This window comes from Ligilactobacillus aviarius subsp. aviarius DSM 20655 (assembly GCF_001436315.1).
GTDB classification, from domain to species: domain Bacteria; phylum Bacillota; class Bacilli; order Lactobacillales; family Lactobacillaceae; genus Ligilactobacillus; species Ligilactobacillus aviarius.
The window spans coordinates 135762-160395 of sequence record NZ_AYZA01000024.1 but is presented as its reverse complement, the minus strand read 5'-3'; the positions used below and the strand labels follow the sequence as shown (position 1 = coordinate 160395).

Sequence of the window (24634 nt, the reverse complement as noted above, 5' to 3'; positions counted from 1 at the left end):
TCTTTACCATTCATATACATTTTATTCTTTTCCATATTTGTAAATCCTTTCCTCTTGTTCAAATTGCTTAGCATGTTCTCTTTCAGCTTGTCTTAATTTCTCTTGGTAACCTTCAAGAGCATTAAATGGCATAAAGATAGATGCTCTCTCACTCATTGGCATTGATTTATGTTTTCCTTTAATTTTAAAAAAGTCCATTTTAGCTAATTTATTATAATCATAATCAATCATATTAATTCCTCTTTCTAGAACATGTGTTCGATATAATTATAACAAAAAAGAACAACCTGAGAGAAAGAGAAAAAAAGATTAGTTGTTCTTTTAAATTTTTTATATAAGAGAGAAATAAGAAACAAATTTTCTTACTAGCATAAGTATACCTAAAATTAGATAAAAAATATATAGCTGAAATAAATTTAATAACTTTTTATATCAAATAAAAAAGACCCTAGCAACATGCTAAGGTCTTAGTAAACCATTAAAATTTATCATGGTTAATAATACTAATGGATAAATTCAAAAATAATTATAACAATTAATAAAATAATTCCCAAAATTGTATGATGAATTAATAACCATACTAACAACCATATTAAAGCTCCACCTAGTCCAACTAAGATAACTAATGGAGCAGCGCATACAATAAAGAGAATCAGCATAAATACCAATACTAATAATGCTGTTATTAAACAACCAAGCATTTTATCAACTCCTTATTAATGTATTTCTGGAGTTATAACGCTTGAAAATTAATTTTGAGTAAAAAAAAAAACAACCTTTCTTGGAACAAACAAGAAAGGAGGTATTAAATATGCAAATTTGTAGGTAATCAGCCTACTAATTTGTAAGTAATCAGCTTACAATTTAAATGATTGTCAATGTACCACCTATTGACAACTACTATTAAACAACACACTAATAGCATTGTCAAATATTATTACGAATCTTCTTACAAATATTATTACAAAGTTTCTTACGAATCTTCTTACTCAAATAGATATACAAGATATAGGGTTACACAAATATATAATATCTAGACATTGTATTATTATTTCAGCTTGCTATAATAGTAATTGTCCCTTAATCAAGGACAATTTAAACGATTGGAGATGATTAGATTGCTTCATCATCAGTCTAATCAAGTACCACCTATTAGCACAATTTTTGAGTAGCCCTGAGGAGTAACCCTTTGTAGAAGCTCTTCGGGGCTATCCTTTTACACCTTTATTATAACGATAATATTAAAAAAAAGCACCTACCAATTACTGATAAGTGCTTTGATTATTTATTATTCTGATTCTTATTATCTTGTTCTTTATCTTCACCTAATTTTCTTAATTTTGTACTTATACCACTAAATGCAATTGGAATAATTACCATAAAAATACTTAGATAGTCCTTATTAGTCAATTGTGAACCATTTCCATTAGGTAATAAATTATCAATATCAATGATGGATTTAATATTATAATGACAAAAGCCTATATAGCTTAATGAAATTACAAAATAATCAATAAGTAAACTTAAAACGCAATTTAGAACTAATTTAAATACTTCTGTTATTTTATTTTTAAAGAAAAATTCACAAAAATTAACATAAAGAAGAGCTAAAAAGGTTTCAATAATCAGTACAATTAATCTAAAAATTGCATTACCAGAAATACTTGTTAAAAGTATCGTATATGTTATGAATAGTTCAGCCCAAATAAAAGTTGACCCCCAAAAGTTATTTTTCATCCAATCCCTGTAATTTAATTTGGTCCAAAAGAAAGGACGAAAAATGCGATAAACAATAAAGCTAATTACCCAAAGTACAAGGGTTAATAACAAAATTTTAATAGTAACATTCCCCAAGCCTTATACCTCGCTTAGTATTTAATTATTTTTGATATAAGAATTGTATCACTTTTATAAAAAATAATGTTTTTTAAAATAAATAAAAAGACTAGATAAATTAATACCTAGCCTTAATTACTTATTTTACGATACTTCCTAATAATGAACTCATTTTGTTGTACATGTTGATTTGTTTTTGAGCTTTTCGTACGTCTGTTGGTTTATCAATTAATTTAATTACTTCAGTTGTTCCATCTTTCATGGTTATATAGATTGCAAGGTGTCCTAACATTTGTTTCTTACGCTTTAACAAAGCCCAAAGTAAAATAAAGAACCCAATACCGACAAAACATAAAGCAATAATAACTAACCAACCTAAGCAACCAATACCCTTAATTCCATCATAATCTTTTGTACAAGAGTAACTTTGAATATCATCATAACTGTACTCTCTTTGTTTGTACCATTTGTTAATAATTAATTTTTGAGAGCTACTATCAAACATATAACCCTTATAATACGTTGAATTATTATGCTTACCTTTGTTGTAATCCTTAATAACCTTATTTCTATTTTCTACATATTCATTTAAACTTAACATTTTCAAACACTCCTTAATATCTTAATTTCAGCTATATAACGTTAATTCATTAATTTATTAAATAATTTATGAAACAAACTTTTACTGAAGATTATATGTACCATAACTAACCCTAATAATACCCAAGTTAAGGTACATGCTATTGTACTATTGACTAAGCTAAACATTAATATCCCTACAATAAGGAGTATTTCAACGTCACTACATTTAATCATCTCTGATTACCTCATTTCTATTTAATGTATGTCAACAACATTATTATAGCATATAGATTACTAGTAATCTAGTATATTTATAAAATAAATTAATAAAAAAGAGCTACAAACTGTAACTCTAAATACTATTAATTAACTTGTATCTTTAGTAGCGTTAGCTTTTTTTAGTCTTTTCCCCTAGAAAAAGAGAAAAAAAGAAAAAAAGAATTATGCTTCTTTGTTTGTCTCTGATTACATTTATTCAAATTACAGAATAATCTCAATAAGTGCAACCAGCACTATATTTACAGCTCGCAACCATCCCTAGAGCAACCAGTAACTAGAGTTATTTTTAATGTCCCAACTCATGTAATGGACTAATAGTTACATTGGTAATAGTGATTCCTATTAATTTAATAATATGGTCGTCCACCCAAGTTTTTATAGTAAGTCTCATCTAAAGGTATTTAAACCCTGTTTACTACATCGCCTTTTCTGTTAGGCTACACGTGCTATTTTAATGACAAATTGAGAGGTAGCAACCCTTATAGTGAGTATTAAGCCTTGTCAAAACACTAAAAAAGCCTTATAATACTAATGTTTCTATATGTATGTCAACTTTAGAAACTGTCTCATGTACTGCAATACATGGGGCTTTTTTATTACTCTTTTTGTATTAACTTTTAACAATTCAGATTATAAATTACTAGATACCTAGTTGTCAATAGCAAAATGAATATTTTTTATAATCGTTCTTTTAACAATTCTGCCCCTGTTTTATCACCATAGGTATCTTTATAACCGAGTCTTACTAACTTATCTACTAAATCAACAACAGTCATTTTTTCAGCCATTGCAACTAATTTCAGATTTTCATATAAGGCTTTATCAATTTTTACTTGAGTGCGTGGTGGTTTCTTTTCAGTCATCTAGTATCATTCCTTTCTTTATACCTAGTAATCAAGTTTATTATACCAAAAAAAGATAGACTATTGTAGCCTATCTTTATTGGTTTTTCCTATGAAGTTAGTTAATGGATTATTATTTTTAAAAGTAAGAAAAAGTAAGAATAATGGTAAAAATTAGTAAGAAAATCTATTAAAAATTCTTACTTTTATTCCGCCTGATCATCCTCAGCCTTAAATACCAAATTATCATTTGCACCCAGGCCAATCGTAACGACACTATGCGGCATCACTTTGCCGGCAATAATCTCCTTGGCCAATGGCGTTTCCACGTGAGTCGTAATGAAGCGTTGCAATGGCCGGGCACCGTATGCTGGATCGTACCCTTCCTTGGCGATCCACTTCCGCGCATCATCGTTGATCTTCAATTCGATTTCTTGGGAGCTTAAGCGTGCTGACAACTGACCAATAAACTTATCGACGATCTTCTCAATAGCGTCAAAGGTCAATGGACTGAACGTAATAATATCATCGATTCGGTTCAAAAATTCAGGCTTAAAGTGAGCTTGAGCCAGTTTCATGACTTGTTCCTTGGTTTCCGGTGAAATGACGCCATCTTCCTTGACATTATCCAATAAAATTTCAGATCCGATGTTCGACGTCATGATCAAAATTGTATTCTTAAAGTCAACCGTCCGGCCTTGACCATCCGTTAACCGCCCGTCATCTAAGACTTGAAGCAAAATGTTGAAAACGTCTGGATGTGCCTTTTCAATTTCATCAAACAAAACGATCGTGTACGGGTTGCGCCGAACCGCTTCGGTCAACTGACCGCCTTCTTCATAGCCGACATAGCCGGGAGCGGCCCCAACAAGCCGTGATACGGATGCTTTTTCCATGTATTCACTCATGTCGATCCGCACCATGTGCTTTTCAGAATCAAATAGATTCTCTGCAAGCGCCTTGGCAAGTTCGGTCTTCCCAACCCCGGTTGGCCCAAGGAACATAAACGATCCTAATGGTTTTGATGGATCCTGCAAGCCGGCCCGCGAACGCAAAACAGCATTGGCAACGGCATCCACGGCTTCATCTTGCCCAATGACCCGTTTGTGTAAACTATCAGCTAAGTGAAGCAATTTTTCCCGTTCGCCTTGAACTAATTTAGCAACCGGAATGCCCGTTTCCCGGCTGACAACTGCTGCGATTTCATTTTCGGTAACAGATTCTTCAACTAGCCATTCATCCGGCCGGTCTGACTTTTCAAGGTCTTGTAATTCCTTTTCCAACGTTGGAATCGTTCCGTGTTGCAGCTTTGCAGCCTTTTCTAAATCATAACTGCTTTCCGCATTTTCTAATTCATGCTTAGCCTTATCCAATTCGGCCTTTTTGTCACTGACCTTTTGAATATCCGCCTTTTCATTTTCCCACTTCAATTTCAGCTGGTTGACCTTTTCGCGCGTGTCAGCCAATTCTTTTTGAAGTTCTGCCAAGCGTTTCTTCGAAGCACTATCAGTTTCCTTCTTCAAAGCAGCTTCTTCAACTTCTTGCCGCATTAATTGGCGAGTAGCCTGATCAAGTTCATTCGGCATTGAATTCATTTCGACTTGAATTTCGGCACAGGCCTCGTCAACTAAATCGATGGCTTTATCCGGAAGGTAACGATCTGTAATGTACCGGTTCGATAACGTTGCAGCTGCGACCAGCGCATTATCATGGATCCGCACCCCGTGGTGAATTTCATACCGTTCCTTCAAGCCCCGCAAAATCGAAATTGTGTCTTCAACAGACGGTTCCTTAACAAGTACTTTTTGGAACCGCCGTTCAAGCGCTTTGTCCTTTTCAACGTATTCGCGGTATTCATCTAACGTCGTTGCCCCGATCAAGTGCAGTTCACCCCGCGCAAGCATTGGTTTCAGTAAGTTGCCGGCATCCATGCTGCCTTCAGTTTTCCCGGCACCGACAATGTTATGGATTTCGTCAATAAAGAGAATAATTTGCCCTTCGCTCTTTTGAACTTCCTTTAACACCGCCTTTAACCGTTCTTCAAATTCACCGCGGTACTTTGCCCCCGCAATCAGTGATCCCATATCGAGCGAGAAAATCGTCTTATTTTTCAAGTTTTCCGGCACGTCGTTTTTCGCAATTCGCTGGGCTAATCCTTCAACAATCGCCGTTTTCCCGACACCGGGTTCTCCGATCAAGACCGGATTGTTTTTACTTTTCCGTGAAAGGATCCGGATCACATCGCGAATTTCATCATCACGCCCGATAATTGGATCTTGTTTGCCGCTGCGGGCTTGCTTTACTAAATCAACCCCGTATTTTTCAAGGGCTTTATACTGTTCTTCCTGATTTTTACTTGTCACGTGCTCACCGCCTCGTAAATCATCAATAATTTGTTTTAATTTTTCTTTCGTAACACCATGATTTTCAAGAAAAAGTTTAAATGGATTATATTGCAGATCCATTAATGCCAAGATCAATGTGTCAACAGCAACAAATTCGTCGCCAAGCTGCTTTTTCAATTCGTCTGCTTTCTGCATTAATTGGAAAAGGTTTTGGCTTAAAGTTTGACCGTATTGAACATTGCCCTCAATTGAAGAAATCTGATCAATTTCATGGTCAAGTTCGTCATTAACTTCCTTTAAATTCAACCCCGCCTTTTGGTAAATATCTTCGCCTAAGTTTCCCGGTTGAACCAGATACTTAAACAAATGCGGAATGTCGATTTCCTGTTGGTGACGGGTAATCGCAATTTGTTGAGCTTCCGCGATCGCATCTTGAACCGCCTGGGTAATACTGTCATTATTCATTTGATTCACTCCAATCGTTAATGTAGTTAAAATAACTTCTTATGCTAAATTTTGCGAATTTCAATTTCTATGCTATAATCTTACAATTAGTAAGTGATAGGTGGTAATTTTATGATTTTGAGTTATTTAATGCTTGCAATCATTGTTTTTATTGCTGCCCTTGTTCAAAGTACCAGCGGATTCGGCTTTGGAATCATCTTCATGGCCATCATGCCGCTGATTTTGCCTTACAAGGAATGCAACGTTTTAACCTTAGCAACCGTCCTTTGCTTACAAGTTTATACCGTCATTAAGTTTCGCCGGCACATCAACTACCGGATGGTAATCGTTCCGGCAATTGCCGCTTTGATTTTCGGAAGTATCGGCGTGCACTTAATGATCAGTATGAGCGGAACCGCAATGAACTTTGTTTTAGGAATTTTCCTTTGGGTGCTTGCATTTTACTTAATTTTTCTTGCAAGCCGGGTTCATCTTAAGAAAAATCCGATTACCGGATTCTTCGCCGGTTCCTTTGGCGGCTTTATGGATGGCATGTTTGCCATCGGTGGTCCGCCAATGGTTGCCTACTTCGATTCGGTCATGAATGACCCGATGGAATACCAAGCAACCTTGCAACTTTACTTTATGATCACGACCGTGAATGTCCTGTTTAATAACATTATTTGCGGAAACTTCACTGCCAAGTTAGTTGCACCCCTTTCAATTTCAATCGTTTGCTGCTTAGTCGGCACAACGTTAGGGATGCACTTTACGCAGAAAATTTCAATGAAGCTTGTACGCAAATTAGCATACACCGTAATGTTGCTTGCAGGTGCATATCACATTATCAAAGGATTTATCGGTTAAAAACAATGATTACAAAATGAGGCTGAGACATATGTCCCAGCCTCATTTTTTCATCACTTTTTAGAATTTATCTTTTAACTTGTCAAAGAACCCTTCATTGACCTTTTCATTTGATGCTTTTGCATACAACTTCAAGGCTTCGCGTTGGCCCTTGTTCAACTTCTTTGGAATTTGAACGTGAACGGTAACTTTTTCATCGCCGTTGCCTGAACCCCGCAATTTCGGTGCTCCTTTGCCTTTCAACCGGAAAGTTGTTCCCGATTGTGTTCCGGCTGGGATGTTCAATTTCACATCGCCGTGAACGGTCTTGACTTGAATTTCTGAACCAAGCGTTGCCTGAACAAAGCTGATCGGTTGATCAAGGTAAATCTCAGCGCCGTCACGCTTAAACGTCTTGCTTGGAGCAACACTGAAGATGATAAACAGATCACCATAAGGACCACCGTTATATCCCGCTTCACCTTGGCCTTGCAAGCGCATTTGGTTACCATCTTCCACTCCGGCAGGAACGGTTACTTCAACCGCATGCTTTTCGCTTACCCGACCAGTTCCGTGACATGTTGGGCATTTTTCCTTGATTTCTTTTCCGGTTCCGTGACATACATCACATTCTTGTTGGGTCATCATGCGGCCAAGCGGCGTTTGCCGTTCAACTTGAATAACTCCCCGCCCGTGACATTTTGAACATGTGACCGGTGATGTTCCGGGTTTAGCCCCAGAACCATTACAGTTCTTGCAGACGGCTTCCCGGTTGTATTCAATTTCGGTCTTCTTCCCGAAGATTCCTTCTTCAAAGGTCAAATGCATTTCATATTGCAAATCCCGACCTTGCCGCGGAGCATTCTGATTCCGGGCGCTACCGCCGCCAAAGAATGAACCAAAAATGTCTTCAAAGCCGCCAGCGCCACCGAAGTTACTGAAACCGCCAAAGTCGCCGTAACCACCGGCACCGCCGCCACCAAATCCTTGGTCGCCAGTTGTTCCGAATTGGTCGTATTGAGCTTTCTTTTGCGGATCACTCAAAATTTCGTAAGCTTCATTGACTTCTTTGAATTTTTCTTCAGCCCCTGGTTCATGGTTCAAATCAGGGTGGTATTTCTTTGAAAGTTTTCGATAAGCCTTTTTGATTTCAGCATCAGACGCATCCTTGCTGACACCTAAAACCTCATATGGGTCTTTTTGAGCCATTGTTTTCCTCCAACTTTTTCTTAATCTCTGTTTTAGCCTACCATTTGTTAAAATAAAAAGTCAAAGACCAAAGCGGACTTTGACTTTTTATCCGATTAAATGACAATTAGTTCTTGTCATCTGGGTCTACTTCTTTAAAGTCCCCATCAACTGTGTTGTCATCATTGTTATCGTTTGATGATGATGCATTGCCGGCATTAGCTGCACCGTCAGCGGCACCGCCTTGAGCTTGTTGTGCTTGTTGAGCTTGTTGGTATAACTTAACTGACATATCTTGGATAAGTTTTGTTAAATCATCCTTCTTAGCCTTCATATCATCAATGTTGTTTGCTTCTTGTGCCTTCTTCAAAGCATCGCGAGCATCTTCGATCTTCTTAACTTCATCTTCACCGACTTTGCCTTTGATTTCTTCAAGGGTCTTGTCTGTTTGGAATAATAATTGATCGACTTCGTTCTTAAGATCAACTTCTTCTTTCCGCTTCTTGTCGGCAGCTTCGTTTTCCTTAGCTTCCTTAACCATGCGGTCGATTTCTTCATCTGATAAGCCTGAAGAACTCTTGATAGTGATCTTTTGTTCCTTGTTTGTTCCTAAGTCCTTAGCTGAAACATTTACGATTCCGTTCTTATCGATATCGAATTTAACTTCGATTTGAGGAACACCACGAGGAGCAGCTGGGATGTCTGTTAATTGGAAACGACCTAATGTCTTGTTGTCAGCAGCCATTGGCCGTTCACCTTGTAATACGTGAATATCAACGGCTGGTTGGTTATCTGCAGCAGTTGAGAACACTTGTGATTTTGATGTTGGAATTGTTGTGTTCCGGTCGATCAACTTCGTGAACACACCACCCATTGTTTCAATTCCGAGTGACAATGGTGTAACATCAAGCAAAACAACGTCCTTAACGTCACCAGTAATAACCCCACCTTGAATTGCAGCCCCTAAAGCAACGGCTTCATCAGGGTTAACTGATTCGTTTGGTGTGTGACCAGTTTCGTTCTTAACAAGTTCCTTAACGGCTGGGATCCGCGTTGAACCACCGACTAAGATAACTTCGTCAATGTCAGCGTTTGTTAAGCCGGCATCCTTCAAAGCGTTTTGAACTGGGATCCGGGTCTTTTCAACTAAGTCATGTGTTAATTCGTTAAATTTAGCACGCGTCAAAGTTGTTTCCAAGTGTAATGGGCCGCTTTCGCCAGCAGCGATAAATGGTAATGAAATTTGAGCTGATGTAACGCCTGATAAGTCTTTCTTAGCTTTTTCAGCTGCGTCTTTCAACCGTTGCATTGCCATCTTGTCTTGTGAAAGGTCAATGCCGTTATCCTTCTTGAAGTTTTCGATCAACCAGTTCATGATGGCGTTATCGAAGTCATCTCCACCAAGATGGGTATCACCATTTGTTGAGAGAACTTGGAATACCCCGTCACCTAATTCAAGGATCGAAACATCAAACGTTCCCCCACCAAGGTCGTAAACTAAGATTTTTTCATCTTTGTCAGTCTTGTCCAAACCATAAGCTAAAGCAGCAGCTGTTGGTTCGTTGACGATCCGTTCAACTTTCAAACCAGCGATCTTACCGGCATCCTTTGTTGCTTGCCGTTGAGCATCGTTAAAGTATGCAGGAACAGTAATAACAGCTTGAGTTACCTTTTCACCAAGGTATGATTCAGCATAATCCTTGATGTATTGAAGAATCATTGCTGAAATTTCTTGTGGGGTGTAATCCTTGCCATCAACAGTTACCTTGTAACCTTCTTCACCCATGTGACGCTTGATTGATGAAATTGTATTCGGGTTTGTGATTGCTTGCCGTTTTGCAACTTCACCGACTTGAGTTTCGCCATCTTTAAATGATACAACTGAAGGAGTTGTCCGGTTTCCTTCAGGGTTTGTAATAATCTTTGCTTCTTTACCTTCAAGAACAGCAACTGCAGAGTTTGTTGTCCCTAAGTCAATCCCAATAATCTTTGACATTCTGATTAAACCTCTTTCTATTTATTATTGTGCAACAACGACCATTGCTGGACGTAAAACACGATCTTTGAGCATGTAACCGTCTTGATAAACTTCAACGACGGTCTCAGCTTTTTGACCCTTTTCAACGGGAACACTCTTAACTGCTTGGTGTTTCGTTGGATCAAATGGCTGATTCAATGCTTCGATTTTTGTAATTTCGTTATCTTTTAAGGCCTTTTCCATATCCTTGGCAACCATTTCAATTCCGTGCTTCAATTGAGATGAGGCTTCATCTTCAACTTCAATTTGCAATGCCCGGTTAAGGTTATCCATCACTGGCAAAATCTCGGTTGCAAGTTTCTGACCTTCATATTTCAATAATTGAGCTTGTTCATTTTTGAACCGCTTTGTCATATTTTGCATTTCAGCTTCAGCACGAAGATATTTATCTTCCATTTCATCGTACTTCGCTTGCAGATCAGCAATTTGCTGTTCCAAATCTGATTGGTTATCAGTTTGTTCATTTGACTCGGCGTTCAAATCTTCGGCCGCCTTCTTTGAAACGTGCTTTTGTTCTTTTTCATCAACGTTTAAGTCTTCTGCAGACTTCTTATTCGTCCGCTTTTCTTCTTCCTTAGCCAAATCAACACCCCTTTTCCTATTCGTTAAAATTTCGGTAGTAATTGATTAACCGCTTTGATAATTCATCCCGGAACGTATCCAACATTCCGATCACCTGCGAATAATGCATATTCGTTGGTCCAAGAATTGCAATTAACCCATGTCCATGATTACCATCATCGTAAGTTGCTGATACTAAACTGTAATTCAATGCTGAATCATGATCATCATTGATCTTCACAGCAACATCTTCGCCATTGCTCTTCACGAGTTTCCGTAAATCAGTTGGCCGGTCGATCAGAGAATACAACGATTTGACCTTTTCAAGATCATCATCCTGAACAAAGTCCAAAACATTATGTTTGCCGCTGACATACATGTGCTCACGCACTGCCTTGTCAAGAATATCGCCAAACGTTTCGATAAAGTCATTCGAATTCCGCAAATAACTTGAAACTTGCGGAATGGCTTTGATCAAATGCTCTGAAACTTCACTCAACGGTAATCCGACAACTTCTTCGTTGATCAACCGGATCACCGCTTCAAGCTGATCGCCATGAATATTTTCAGGAATGCTGAAAATCTGATTTTCAACGGATCCATCGCTGGTAACCAGCAAGACCATGACCTGCTGGTTACCGAGCGGAACCAACCGGAACCCTTCGACCACGACATCGTTTGAACCAGGTTTTAATGAAATCGCAACGTAATTCGTCATCTGAGATAACAACTGAGCGGATAAAGCAACGATGTCATCGACCTTCGCAAATTCATTATTCAATGATTTTCGAATCCGGCTGACAACGTTGCGATCAAGTTTATCCGGTTCAAGCAAGTTATCAACATAGTAACGATATCCTTCAAGCGACGGAATTCTTCCGGAACTTGAATGCTGCTTCATAATAAACCCTTGACGTTCAAGTGCGGCCATCTCATTCCGAATGGTGGCTGAACTTACGTGAATTGGCAATTGTTCTTGCAACTTTTTAGACCCAATCGGCTGCCCGACATCCGTGTAATTCTGAATAATGGCTTTCAGAATTGACAATTGTCTATCTGTTAACATTTACAATCACCTCTTTAGCACTTAACACCCTCAAGTGCTAAGTCAATTATATATTACATAATATCTGTACCTGCGTCAAGGGTTTTACGCATTTTTTTAGCAGATTAATTAATCGAGTGCTAATTATTTAAAATCTTTTGCGAAATACTCCTGAGTATCGGTCTGATCCTGCTTCAACTGCGCAATCAACTGGTCAACCGATTCAAATTTAACCGGTACGCGCAGATATTGATCCCACTCAACTTCAACTTCTTGGCCATAAATCATTTGGCTAAAATCAAAAAGGTTGATCTCGATCGTTAATGGATTATTGCCAAACGTTTCATTATGGCTGACCGAGCACATTCCTTGATACCACTGATCATCAACTTTGACCCGCACGGCATACACGCCGATTCCCGGAATCCATTGATCCTTTGCAGGCTGAATATTCAATGTTGGGAATCCCAGTTTACGTCCGCGGGCTTCACCGTGAACGACTTTTCCAGGAAAACTGAACCGGTAGCCTAACAGCTGGTTGACCTTTTCGATTTTACCCTGATCGAGGGCCGTCTTAATCTGCGTTGTCCCGATTTTTTCAGCATTCAATACTTGGCGATCAACCGTCACAACATCAAACCGCCCCTGCGCAAACTGTGGCAGAGTTGCCATGTTTGCCACGTTCGGTTTCCCATACGTGTAATCAAATCCGGCAACGACGACCTTCGCATGCAGATCGACCATAAAATGATCAACAAAATACTGCGGCGCCAACTTGGCCATCGCTTCATCAAAACGGGCAACGTATGCAATCTCGATGCCTTGCTGTTCAAACCGTTTTAAACGTTGCTTTAAGGGCGTGACATATTTAACTGCCTGCGGATCAATGTTGCGAAAATAAATTTTCGGAAAACGGTCAAACGTCATGATTGCAAGTTTTAAATGGCGTTGCGCTGCAATCTGCTTGGCACGTTGAATAACCGCCTGATGACCGCGATGAACCCCATCAAAAAAGCCCATTGCAAGCACGACATCCTCATTGGGAATCTTTTGCAAATCAAGCGGTTCAGAAATTTCAATCACTTGCATATCTTTATCCTTCCTCAGTTAAATCAATCATCTGTTCTGGCCGGTATGCCTTTTTCGCCGCATCGTACTTGTATAATGCGCGCGTCTTTCCGTCAAAATTCAGGACCAGTAACGGAGTATCCGTGTGCATATGTTTTGCTTGAAGAAAACCGCCGTTTTTAACGATCTTCCATTGAAAGGCCGTTAACTCAGCTTGCGGATATTTCCGGAAAGCATAGCCGACCGGGAAAAGGACCTTTTGCAAATCCTCCCCGTTGTCCTTCAATTTTTGCAACTCTGCCAATGAGATCGTCTGGTCAAGCGTGAAACCACCGCTTTGAAGCCGGGTCAAGTCGGACATCACTGCAGCCACGCCAAGTTTCTTGCCCAAATCAACGGCCAGCGTCCGGACATAGGTTCCCTTTGAACATTCCACTTCAAACTTCGCTTTCTGCAATCCCGTGGCTTCATCAAATTCGCTTGGATCTGTCAGCTTAAACGATTTGATCGTCACTTTGCGTTGCGGCCGTTCAACTTCTTCGCCAGCGCGCGCATATTCATATAGCCGTTTGCCGTGAACCTTAACGGCCGAATACATCGGCGGGATTTGAATGATCTCACCCGTCATCGAATCCATCATTTGCTGAATCTGATCATCAGTAAATGGTTGCTTTAACGGCGTTTCTTCAACTTTTTCGCCATCAAGATCTTCGGTAGTCGTGGCAAACCCCAACGTGACTTCGCCGCGATATTTCTTTCCGGACTGCATTAAATAGTTAACAGTTTTCGTGCCCTTGCCAATACAAATCGGTAAAACACCGTCAACATTCGGATCAAGCGTGCCGCTATGCCCGACCTTCCGCGTTTGAAATATTCCACGACACTTCATTACGGCATCGTTACTGGTCATTCCACGATCCTTGTAAAGTGGTAAAATTCCGTCCATTTGTTCACTCCCTCTTTCCATATCAAAAAAGGTGCGACCAAACCACCGTTCATTCCATGGTTTCGTCACACCTTCTTACTTAAAACTTATCTTGTTGGTGAAGCTTGTTCAACAATTCATCAATGTGGTCACCATACCGCACTGATTCGTCCTGTTCAAATTTAATTTCAGGAGTGACATAGATACTTAAGCGATGGCCTAATTCGCGCCGAATCAAGCCCGTTGCCTTATCTAAGCCCCGTTGTGTTTTTTCTGCATCTGAAGCTAAATCTGAAAGAATACTGTAATAAATCGTTGCATGTTGCAAATCACCAGTTACTTCGACGCCAGTAATTGTAACCCCTTGAACTCGTGGGTCACGTACACGTTTTTGCAAAATATCATTGACTTCGCGCTGAATTTCTTGAGCGAGTCGGCCAACTCGCACTTGTTGTGCCATTTTACCAGCCTCCCTTAATCTTATTCAACTGGAACTTCTTCCATTACGTATGCTTCAAGTTGATCGCCAACTTTAATGTCGTTATACTTTTCGATCATTAAACCACATTCGTAGCCGGCCTTAACTTGTTTAACGTCATCCTTGAACCGTTTCAAACTTGCAAGTTTACCATCATAGATAACCACACCGTTCCGGATGACCCGTACGCCGCTATCGCGTTGGATATAACCATCGATGACGTAAGCCCCACCGATCGTTCCCAACTTCGATACCTTGTAAGTTTCACGGATTTCAACTTGACCAGTAACCTTTTCTTGATATTCTGGTTCAAGCATCCCTTTCATCGCCGTTTCAACTTCATCGATTGCCTTGTAAATAACGTTGTGCAACCGGATGTCAACGCCATCAGCATCGGCTTGTTGCTTAGCAAGCGGTGTTGGCCGCACGTTGAACCCAATAATGATCGCATTTGAAGCTTCGGCTAAGGTAATATCACTTTCGTTGATTGCCCCAACGGCTTGGTGAATGATATTGACCCGAACACCTTCAACGTCAATCTTTTGGAAACTTTGAGCAAGGGCTTCAACGGAACCTTGAACATCGGCCTTGATGATCAAGTCAACTTCCTTCATTTCGCCTTCCTTGATCGTATCGAACAAGTTATCCAATGTAACGTGTGTTGTCTTGCTCCGTTCCTTGATCAATGCTTGTTCAGCCCGTTTTTCACCGGCTGCCCGTGCAGTCTTTTCATCGTTGAACGTTACGAACCGATCCCCTGAATCCGGAACATCGTTTAACCCGGTAATTTCAACTGGGGTTCCTGGTTTAGCCTTGTGAACGGCTTTTCCGCGATCGTTGGTCATTGTCCGAACCCGGCCAAAGGTATTGCCGACAACAATTGGGTCACCGACGTGCAATGTACCTTGTTGAACTAACAATGAAGCAACGGAACCCTTACCCTTATCAAGGCGGGCTTCAATTACGGAGCCGGCACCATGTTGTTTCGGGTTAGCCTTCAATTCCATCATTTCAGCTTGAAGCAAAATCATGTCAAGCAATTCATCGATGTTTTGCCCTAACTTAGCTGAAATTTCAACGAAGATCGTGTCACCGCCCCAGTCTTCAGGAATCAAGCCATATTCGGTCAATTGTTCCATAACGTGGTTTGGATTTGCACCCGGCTTATCGATCTTGTTGACCGCAACAATGATTGGAACGCCAGCTGCTTGAGAGTGGTGGATGGCTTCAATTGTTTGCGGCATTACCCCGTCGTCAGCTGCAACGACTAAGACGGTAATATCGGTAATATCAGCCCCACGCGCCCGCATGTTCGTGAAGGCAGCGTGTCCTGGAGTATCCAAGAAGGTAATTGTCTTCCCGTCGTGTTTGATTTGGTAAGCCCCGATATGCTGTGTAATCCCCCCGGCTTCACCGGCAGTAATGTGGGAGTGCCGCAAGTGGTCAAGCAACGTTGTCTTCCCGTGGTCAACGTGCCCCATGATCGTAACAACTGGTGGCCGTGCTTCAAGGTGTTTGTGGTTCTTTTCTTCGTCTTCAAAGAACTTATCGATATCTGAAACATCGACTTCGACCTTTTCTTCAGCCTTGATGCCATAATCATCCGCTAAGATTTCAATCGTGTCCTTATCAAGGGATTGGTTTTGGTTGACCATGACCCCCATCATAAAGAGCTTCTTGATGATTTCAGCTGGTTCACGGTGGATCTTCTTCGCAATATCAGCAACACTCATACCGACCGTATAAACAAGGGTTTCTGGTAACGGCTTGTTCTTGCGTTGCGGAACTGGATTCTTCTTTTGGTTCCGCCGATCTTGACGGCGTTCCTTCTTGCTCTTCTTTTTGTTCTTCTTATTGAACTTGTTGCGTTGGAAATCATTGCTGTTATTGAAACCGCCATTGCGCTTGTTCTTCTTGTTAAACTTCTTGTTGTTGCTGAAGTGATTTCCGTTCTCACCATTATCATGTGATTGAGCCTTCACATGGTTATTATTTTGGTTTGAATGATTATTGGCTGGACGTTGATTCTTGAAGTTCTTGTTCTTCTGATCATTGTATCCGTGATTTTGATTTGCGTGATTTTGTTTCATTTTATTATTGTTGTTGTGAGAATCTTTAGCTTGAACCGGCTTTGAAGCTGCCTTTGGTGCAGCCTTCTTAGCTGGGGCTGGTTGGGCTTGGGCCTTTTGCGGCTTTGCACCCTTGCCTAAGCTCTTCTTAACCGTTTGTTCTTCATTTTCATCAAGCATTGACATGTGATTGCCAACCTTGATGCCGTTCTTCTTCGCAGCAGCAATGACTTCCTTGCTGCTGACATCTAATTCATGTGCGATTTGATATATTCTCTTTTTACTCATATGCAAATCCCTCCATTTCGCGTATTTCAAATCATTATGTTTTCACGCGAAATGGGATTCGCATTATTCAGAAAACAATAATGATTTTAACTTCTTTCCAAAACCGGAATCTGTAACTGCAATGATCGAACGCACCTGTCCAATCGCAACGCTTAGCTCTGCGCGCGTAAAGTTCGTTGCCAATGGAACTTGGTAGCTCTGACACTTATCAGAGAACTTCTTTTGCGTTGTTTGTCCGCAATCCGCAGCTAAAAAGACGATCTGCGCTTGATGCTTTTGAATCTTCTTCAAAACTAAATCTTCGCCAGTCGTGATTTTGCGTGCCCGTTGCGCTAACCCAAGCAGATTTAAAACTTGCTTTTTATTCATGACCAAACAACTTAATCCGTGCGACCTTGTGATCAACGTAGGCAATCAATTCATCGTAAAAATCATCGCTGATCTTAATTCCGAATGCCTTATCAAATGTCTTTTCTTCCTTGGCTTGCTTTGCAACATCAACATCGAGGTGGATGTATGCGCCACGGCCGTTTTGCTTACCTGTCGGGTCGATTGCAACTTCGTTTTCCTTATTCTTCACAACCCGAACAAGTTCCTTTTTAGGAAGCATTTCGCCAGTTACAATATCTTTTCTCATCGGAATTTTCCGTTGACGTTGTGCCATTTTTTAAACCTCTTATTCTTCTGAACCTTCATCAGTTGCTTCGGTTTCAACTGAAACTTCTTCAACTGGTTCCTCTTCAACAGCTGGTTCAACTGGTTCTGCAACCGTCTTATCTTCTAAGTTTTCTTCTGCAGCATCGGTTTCTGACTTAATGTCGATCTTATAGCCAGTCAACCGGGCAGCTAAGCGAACGTTTTGCCCGCGTTTCCCGATTGCAAGTGAAAGTTGATCGTCAGGAACAACAACGGTGCAGTCATGTTCATTTTCAGGATCGAACCGAACTGCCAATACGTCAGCAGGATTCAATGCGTTGGCAATAAAGGTTGCCGGATCTTCATCCCACTTAACGATATCCATGTTTTCGCCTTTTAATTCGTTAACGATCTTTTGAACCCGTTCACCCCGTGGTCCAACACAGGTCCCAACCGGATCCAAGTTGTCGATCGTTGCCCGCACAGCAACCTTTGCGCGATCGCCAGCTTCCCGGGCAATTGAAACAATTTCAACTTCGCCGTTATAAATTTCAGGAACTTCTTGTTCGAATAACCGTCTTAACAAATCAGGGTGTGACCGGCTAACAAAGACTTGCGGGCCCTTTGAGCTGTTTTCAACTTTATAAATGTAAACCTTGATCTTGTCGTGGGACTTGTATTCTTCACCTTGAATTTGATCCTTGTGTGACAAAACGGCTTCAACTTTACCTAAGTTAACGTAGATAAAGTGGTTATCACGCCGTTCAACTTCACCCGTCACGATTTCATTTTCATACTTAATGTATTCGTTGTAGATGACGTTGTGTTCTTCTTCACGCACGCGTTGCATGATGACTTGCTTGGCAGTTTGAGCGGCGATCCGACCAAAGTCTTTTGGCGTAACTTCAAACCGAATTTGGTCGCCGATTTCATAGGCCTTGTTTAATTGCAATGCATCATCTAAGCTAACTTCCAACCGGGAGTCAAAGACTTCATTAACAACATCCTTAACTGCATATACGTGAATGTCGCCCTTCTTTTCATCAAACTCAACTTCAACGTTTTGAGCTTGGCCGTAATTCCGCTTGTATGCAGAAACCAATGCATTTTCCAATGCTTCAATAACAACTTCACGTTTAACGCCTTTTTCCTTTTCAAGAACGTCTAACGCAGTTAGTAATTCCTTACTCATGAAAATTTCTCCTTAGTATATTTGATTAAAACTTAATTGCTAAACGAGCTTTCGCAATTTTATTCCGAGGAATCGTAATTGTTTTGGTCCGTGCTTTATCTTGATATTCGATCGTTAATTCATCAGCTGACAGATCCGTCATCGTTCCTTCATATATTTTACTGCCTTCAAGCGGTTGATACAAAGAAACGTGGATGTATTTGCCAAGCGCCCGTTGATAATCCTTTTCCTTTTTCAAAGGACGTTCGGCACCCGGTGATGAAACTTCAAGATAGTATGCTTGCGGAATTGGGTCCGGATCGCAATTATCAAGCTTTTCGCTTAATTGATCACTGACCATTGCACATTCATCAATCGTGATTCCTTCCGGCTTATCAATGAACACGCGCAAGTACCAACTTTTACCTTCTTTTACAAATTCAACGTCCACCAATTCAAAGTGATGGTCGTCTAAAATCGGTGTAACTAAATCAGTTACAGTTTCTACTACACTGCTCACTCAATATCCTCCTCGTTTTGCTAAATAACTCCATCCATCAAAAAGAGTGAGCATCGCTGCTCACTCTTACCGAGTTATTAGAATACAATAGCTAATATAACAGATAAAGTTGGATTTTTCAAATTATTCTGTCATTAAACCTAATTTTTTAAAGACATCATCCAATTCAGCATGAATCTTCTCAGAATCAGTAATGAACTCCGCTTTTCGCTTTAACTTGATATCAACTCGTTGTGAATTTTCTAATGCATCGACTAATGATTTTACTTCTTCAGCATTTAAAATAAATTTCCACTGAAAAATATTAGTTGTCATATAGTTTCTCCTCTTTAATTATTAAAGCTTCAACAGCGTTATTTTATCATGGAAATATGCTAATTATGCAAAAAATAAAGATGTACCCGAAGATACATCTTTATTAACAATTAATCTTGTTTCTTATATTTTTTATACAACATATTCCCGTTAAAAATTAAGAATGTAATCAATGATATTGTCCAAGCAATCCGTGCAAGGATACTATATCTGTAGCTTATTTCAAATTTATTTTTTCCATCAACAAGATTTACTTGTGTTGCCCCATCGGCTTGTGCAGCTTGTGGAGACTGTGAAATTCCATTCTGAACCAATTTCTCACCTGGAAACGCATAAACTGGAAGAATAGCTGTAGTTTCTTCATCTGAGTTAAACTCAAATGACATCGTATTTGAACTAATCTTATGCTTAACTGGGATCCATTGTTGATCTACACAAATCTTCTGCGCTGAAATACAACCATCATCATTACTTGCAGATGTAGGATTATAATCCCCGTATCCGTTAAAGGAAACATTTTTAGTTATTCCTTTAACATAAACTGCATTGTCATTTCCGTTATTGTTTCCATTCCACTTGTATACATCATTCATAACTCCCCAATGAGAAATTACAATCATTAGAACTAAAAAGAATAATGCAATTTTTGACTGTTTTTTAGAATGACTTAACTCGTAATCTCTCATTAATTCACTTGCAGTAACACATAATAACAATGTTGCTACAGTAATGAATCTCCAAGGAAACTGAAGCATTCCAAATTGCTTTTGGAAAATTCCCCATGGGAAAAGTGTAGTTGAAATAAACGTAAAGAATGCTGCACCAATCAAAGTGTCCTTAAAGAACCCTTTAATTTTCTTTATATTCAATAAAATAGCAATTATAACAACCAAGAAAACTGCACCATATAAATCACGCGTTGTGGCTGCATTTTGTAAAGACCACTCCCATAATTGAATAGGCTTCAAAGCACAAACATAGAGATCATATGGTTGTGGGCCATTAATCTTAACGGTTGTCATCACTTGAAGCATAGGTACAAAGAAACCTAATCCTAAAAGAATTGACATCCCTGTAGCCTTTAAGAGACCAATGAAACGATTAATATCGAGTCGTCTATGAACAATGCTCAAAATTGTAAAAAGTCCGACCATTACAGAAGCAATTATCAAAGATAAAACATGCGTATAAACCAGTAATGTCATTCCCACAACAAGCGTTTTCCAATGTGGCTTATCCAAATAAAATAGTCGATATATTCCGAGCAAAACAATTGGAAAAATCGTCATTGATACTGCCTCTCCAACATCAGCACGGCAATATATATCAGATGTTCTGCAAATAGCAAATGCATATAAAACAGCGCCTAAAATTGACGGCAAGTTTTTTTGCTTCATATGCTTCAAACATTGGTATATGATTTCAAGTGTTGCAAAAGTTAAAATTAAAAAATAAGTATAGTATCCACCTACAATACTTCCTGTTAATTTTATAATCCAGTACATGGGATAAACCGTTGCCCAAGGATACATTAAATTTACAATTTGCCCAGTGTGATTGTAGTAATGGAAATTCACTGGAGATTGCCAAATATTTGATAAACTCATAATCCGAGAAAAATGAAATTCACCATCTACATCGGCCTTTAATATCAAGTGACCTTTTGTATTGAAGAAAAAGATCAAATAACAAAAACTAAGAATTATAAACAAAACTATTCTTAGAAAATCATTTTTATTAAATAACTTTTTATTATTCCTTTGCTTTTCCATTTTTCTCACTTTCTTTAATCTTTTTATTTCTAATCCAAACCATCATTGAAATTAGCCACGTTGAAATACTAATTATTATTCCTAAACATTCGATAAACGAAGGAATATACTCAATGAATATAGGCTTATCACTCATTTTTGCTTTTACAGAAACCAAACCATCTGACGACTTCATCAAGTTAAGTTTCTTATTTCCTTGGTACCCATGTAAGTTCAAATAGTACAAAACAGGCAGCTTAACCAAATTATCTTTTTTTGCAGTGACTTTAAACTCAAGACAATTTGGTTTTGAAATAACCTCATTTTGAGAGAGTTGAATTACATTTCCATCCACCTCTACTTGATGACAGGTTGCAAATGATAAGCTTTGCATTGCATCAGCAGGAGTATAATTTTCAAAATGATATCCGCCATAATCTGTAAACTTATCATTTTGGTAAGTTAACATTTGATGTCCTGCTGCAGCAACTTTTTCAAAGTCTAATTGTTTGTTTACCTGATCTATCCATGGCGCTACAACAATAATGATCCCCAAAATAGGCAATAATTTCTTAAATTTTCCATTAAATTTTTTAAAAATAATAAACAAGATTTTTCCACCAACAATGGAAGAAAAAAGTGTTACCAAACTCAGCAAACGGTTTGGAAATTGAATTAAGGTCAAAGGAGTATTATTAAGTGCTTGCCATAATCCTGCACAATTACAACAAACATAAATAAATATCGCTGAAACATATGAAACTCTTTCAAGTTTATTAAAGTATTTCCAAAAGAATACTCCAACAATAAGTGTTCCAATAACCACTACACCACATTGAATATGCTGCATATCATTGAGTCCTGGCGTATTACTTAACGAAATAACAATTGAATTAAAAAGGTCATTTGCTCCAGATTGTAACTGATAAGGATCCGGTTGTAAGAATTTTTGTCCTAATTCTTGTACTAAAAATGGAATGATAAAAATTAATGTCGAAGCAATACATAATAATATCGATTTTCCAATTTCAATAATCTTCTCTTTCTTATTATCTAACTGGTAAAAAGTAAAGAGCAAAATAATACAAAATACAATCGAAAGAATATATGCCGTTAATAGATGCGACAGAATAATCAAAGACATTCCCCACGCTAAATAAGGCCAATCTTTTTCATTACCAAATAAAATTGCATATAACCCATAAAAAGCTAACGGAAGGAAAATCATTCCCAGAAATTCCCCAAGTGCGAATCTCCGATACAAATTAACAGACAAATAGCCTGAAAACATGTAAATAAGAGCCGTAAAAAAGGCTTGCCTCTTTGTAATTGGAACTTTCTTAAATACAAGATAGGTTAGATTTAGCCCAATAAAAATATAAAATGCTACTCCGAAGCAAAACGCTACTAATGGGTTTGGAATTATATTTAATAAAATTGAAAATGGAAGTAGTGTCATCCAAGGATAAAAACTATTTAATAAATACCCTATTTTCCCAAAAGAATATGAATAAAATTGAGGAAATAAATTAAAATGTTTTATATTTTGTGAAATTTCATAAATTCGGTCAAAATGAAATTGTATATCGTCTCCAAAAATATACCCGTGAAACAATATAGGAACCACAAAAATAATACTTAATATGATAAACAATAATTCTAGAAGTACTTTTTTATTCACTTCATTCTTCTTCATTTTTGACTCTTCCTAACTTGTTATTTCCGAAAAGTAATATTAATCCTAATACCCAACAAACCAATGAACAAATAATTCCTAAAATACTTGCAAAATTGTATTTATACGAAATCTTGATCGGACCTAAGTTTGACGACTTAACTGCTAATTGTCCATTCTCAGAACAGTATACCGTAGCAGCTTTACCATTTCTTTCCGCCTTAAACATGTCTTTATAATACAAAATTGGCAAAACCACATCATGAAAGTCTTTTACTAATTTTGATGTATAAACAATAGAATTAGGTTCACTCTTAATGTTCTTAGTACTTAATTTAGTTGAATTACCGTCAATAATTGCAACATGATCATATACATTAGAACATGCTCCTTGTTCGTTTTGCGGAGTATACGTTTCAAGTTGGAAAGATGTAAATTTTTTATATACTCCAGTATCTTTTTTTAACTCTCCATATCCATTTCGAAATGAGTCTGTATTTTGAAGCATTAATTGTGTTTGCCCAATTTGCGGTACTATTAACCCTATTAAAAAGCATGCAGAAATGAACATTTTTGAATGTTGTGAATCGTTAGTATAATTTGCAATTGCTTTCGCAATGATTTCACCGCCAACAAATGCATAGAACATTGATGTTAGCATAAGTAATCTATACGGAAATTGAATAATACTAATAATAGTATTGTCCAACAAATACCATGGAAACGCCGTAGATGACATAAAAAATGTAATGCTTCCTGCGATATACAAAACTTTTGATAAATTAGAAAGTTTCTTAAAGTATATTAACCCTAATATCAAGATTAAAATTCCACAAACTCCAATCCCATATTGAAAGTTTTGGCATTCTGAATTCAATGAACTCATAATTAATGTTCCAAATCCTTGTGGGTAAAAACTTTGGGATATCGTAGTGGTTTTAGTTCCAAAATATTGAACAATATTTTGATAAATAAACGGGAATAAGAAAATGGCTGAAGCACCGATACAAATTAGAATTGATTTTAATAAATTCAAAAATACCATCTTTTTATTTTCTACTTTCTTAAAGAAAATAAAAAATAAAACAAATAAACACATTGAAACAATCAACGTTGATAACATGTGTGTTAGGACAAGTAACGACATACCTAGTCCTAAAATGATCCAACTTTTTTTATTTTCTCCTTTAAATAGCACATCATAGAAACCGTAAAAAGCAATTGGCATAATAATCATGCCAACAAATTCACCTAAATCAAATCTTCGAAAGGCATCAATTGAAAGATACTCACTAAAAATATAGCAAACAGAAGCAAAAAATGATTGTACTTCATTATTAGTAATCTTCTTTACAACTACATATGAAATTGTTAATCCCACAAATGCATAAAATGCAAATCCAATTACAAAACCCCACATATGGTTTGGAATAATCATTTCAAAAAAAACAAACGGGATTAATGTATACCATGGATAAAAAACATTAAGCGGATATGCAAGGCTTCTGAAAGTATACGTGCTTAGTTGAGGATAAAAGTTAAAATGTAAAAAGTTGTATTTCAACTCTAATACCCGATCAACATTAAAGTCCATATCATCCCCAAATGGTAAATAGTGCCATTTAAAAAGTGGAAGTATGAACAAGATGCTCAAAATTATAAAAATAAACAATAATACTGAATAACGTTTTATACTATTTTTTCTATCCTTACTCATTTTTTCTCCTAACAT

22 protein-coding genes are annotated in these 24634 nt (G+C 38.1%); 1 reads left to right on the top strand and 21 read right to left on the bottom strand.

Annotated features, from left to right (window positions below; genetic code table 11):
• Positions 1–21 precede the first annotated feature (21 nt).
• The 5 genes from FC33_RS07520 to clpB form a co-directional block, all read right to left on the bottom strand.
• Positions 22–231, bottom strand: a complete 210-nt coding sequence (locus FC33_RS07520; RefSeq protein ID WP_057827977.1) for a hypothetical protein — start codon at positions 229–231, stop codon at positions 22–24.
• A gap of 1050 nt (positions 232–1281) precedes the next feature.
• Positions 1282–1854, bottom strand: a complete 573-nt coding sequence (locus FC33_RS07510; protein ID WP_057827975.1) for a hypothetical protein — start codon at positions 1852–1854, stop codon at positions 1282–1284.
• A 121-nt stretch (positions 1855–1975) separates the two neighbouring features.
• Positions 1976–2437, bottom strand: a complete 462-nt coding sequence (locus FC33_RS07505; RefSeq protein ID WP_057827974.1) for a hypothetical protein — start codon at positions 2435–2437, stop codon at positions 1976–1978.
• A 937-nt stretch (positions 2438–3374) separates the two neighbouring features.
• A complete protein-coding gene (locus FC33_RS07500) occupies positions 3375–3560 on the bottom strand; it encodes a hypothetical protein (protein WP_057827973.1) in 186 nt (61 codons plus the stop codon).
• 185 nt (positions 3561–3745) lie between these two features.
• Positions 3746–6349 (bottom strand): ATP-dependent chaperone ClpB, encoded by a 2604-nt coding sequence (gene clpB / locus FC33_RS07495; RefSeq protein WP_057827972.1) that lies wholly within the window; start codon positions 6347–6349, stop codon positions 3746–3748.
• A gap of 111 nt (positions 6350–6460) precedes the next feature.
• Between clpB and FC33_RS07490 the strand changes: the two genes are divergently transcribed.
• Positions 6461–7195, top strand: coding sequence for a sulfite exporter TauE/SafE family protein (locus FC33_RS07490; protein WP_057827971.1), 735 nt, complete (start codon positions 6461–6463; stop codon positions 7193–7195).
• Positions 7196–7255: 60 nt separating this feature from the next.
• Here the strand turns inward: FC33_RS07490 and dnaJ are convergent, their stop codons facing one another.
• The 16 genes from dnaJ to FC33_RS07410 all read right to left on the bottom strand — a co-directional run bounded on the left by dnaJ (position 7256) and on the right by FC33_RS07410 (position 24619).
• Positions 7256–8383, bottom strand: a complete 1128-nt coding sequence (gene dnaJ / locus FC33_RS07485; RefSeq protein WP_057827970.1) for a molecular chaperone DnaJ — start codon at positions 8381–8383, stop codon at positions 7256–7258.
• A gap of 106 nt (positions 8384–8489) precedes the next feature.
• Positions 8490–10358 carry a molecular chaperone DnaK gene (gene dnaK / locus FC33_RS07480; protein WP_057827969.1) on the bottom strand — a complete coding sequence of 623 codons (1869 nt, stop codon included), beginning with the start codon at positions 10356–10358 and terminating at the stop codon, positions 8490–8492.
• 24 nt (positions 10359–10382) lie between these two features.
• The gene (gene grpE / locus FC33_RS07475) at positions 10383–10982 is read right to left on the bottom strand and encodes a nucleotide exchange factor GrpE (RefSeq protein ID WP_057827968.1); all 600 of its coding nucleotides are present in this window, start codon (positions 10980–10982) and stop codon (positions 10383–10385) included.
• A 16-nt stretch (positions 10983–10998) separates the two neighbouring features.
• Positions 10999–12027, bottom strand: a complete 1029-nt coding sequence (gene hrcA, locus FC33_RS07470; RefSeq protein ID WP_057827967.1) for a heat-inducible transcriptional repressor HrcA — start codon at positions 12025–12027, stop codon at positions 10999–11001.
• A 123-nt stretch (positions 12028–12150) separates the two neighbouring features.
• A complete protein-coding gene (gene ribF / locus FC33_RS07465) occupies positions 12151–13095 on the bottom strand; it encodes a riboflavin biosynthesis protein RibF (RefSeq protein WP_057827966.1) in 945 nt (314 codons plus the stop codon).
• 4 nt (positions 13096–13099) lie between these two features.
• Positions 13100–14020, bottom strand: coding sequence for a tRNA pseudouridine(55) synthase TruB (gene truB / locus FC33_RS07460; RefSeq protein ID WP_057827965.1), 921 nt, complete (start codon positions 14018–14020; stop codon positions 13100–13102).
• A gap of 79 nt (positions 14021–14099) precedes the next feature.
• The gene (gene rbfA, locus FC33_RS07455) at positions 14100–14459 is read right to left on the bottom strand and encodes a 30S ribosome-binding factor RbfA (protein ID WP_057827964.1); all 360 of its coding nucleotides are present in this window, start codon (positions 14457–14459) and stop codon (positions 14100–14102) included.
• Positions 14460–14479: 20 nt separating this feature from the next.
• On the bottom strand, positions 14480–16834 hold the full coding sequence (gene infB / locus FC33_RS07450; protein ID WP_057827963.1) for a translation initiation factor IF-2: 2355 nt from the start codon (positions 16832–16834) through the stop codon (positions 14480–14482).
• Between the two features lie 63 nt (positions 16835–16897).
• Entirely contained in the window at positions 16898–17203 is a 306-nt protein-coding gene (locus tag FC33_RS07445) for a YlxQ-related RNA-binding protein (protein ID WP_057827962.1), read from the bottom strand.
• On the bottom strand, positions 17196–17498 hold the full coding sequence (gene rnpM / locus FC33_RS07440; RefSeq protein ID WP_057827961.1) for an RNase P modulator RnpM: 303 nt from the start codon (positions 17496–17498) through the stop codon (positions 17196–17198). The genes FC33_RS07445 and rnpM overlap by 8 nt, the downstream gene beginning before the upstream one ends.
• Positions 17499–17510: 12 nt before the next feature.
• Complete coding sequence (gene nusA / locus FC33_RS07435; protein WP_057827960.1) at positions 17511–18662, bottom strand: transcription termination factor NusA; 1152 nt, start codon at positions 18660–18662, stop codon at positions 17511–17513.
• A gap of 25 nt (positions 18663–18687) precedes the next feature.
• Positions 18688–19161, bottom strand: coding sequence for a ribosome maturation factor RimP (gene rimP, locus FC33_RS07430; protein ID WP_057827959.1), 474 nt, complete (start codon positions 19159–19161; stop codon positions 18688–18690).
• Positions 19162–19284: 123 nt separating this feature from the next.
• Positions 19285–19476 (bottom strand): hypothetical protein, encoded by a 192-nt coding sequence (locus tag FC33_RS07425; protein ID WP_057827958.1) that lies wholly within the window; start codon positions 19474–19476, stop codon positions 19285–19287.
• Positions 19477–19586: 110 nt separating this feature from the next.
• Positions 19587–21248 carry a hypothetical protein gene (locus FC33_RS07420; protein WP_057827957.1) on the bottom strand — a complete coding sequence of 554 codons (1662 nt, stop codon included), beginning with the start codon at positions 21246–21248 and terminating at the stop codon, positions 19587–19589.
• Positions 21229–22923, bottom strand: coding sequence for a glycosyltransferase family protein (locus FC33_RS07415; protein WP_057827956.1), 1695 nt, complete (start codon positions 22921–22923; stop codon positions 21229–21231). The genes FC33_RS07420 and FC33_RS07415 overlap by 20 nt, the downstream gene beginning before the upstream one ends.
• The gene (locus tag FC33_RS07410) at positions 22910–24619 is read right to left on the bottom strand and encodes a glycosyltransferase family protein (protein WP_057827955.1); all 1710 of its coding nucleotides are present in this window, start codon (positions 24617–24619) and stop codon (positions 22910–22912) included. The genes FC33_RS07415 and FC33_RS07410 overlap by 14 nt, the downstream gene beginning before the upstream one ends.
• Between the last annotated feature and the right edge of the window lie 15 nt (positions 24620–24634).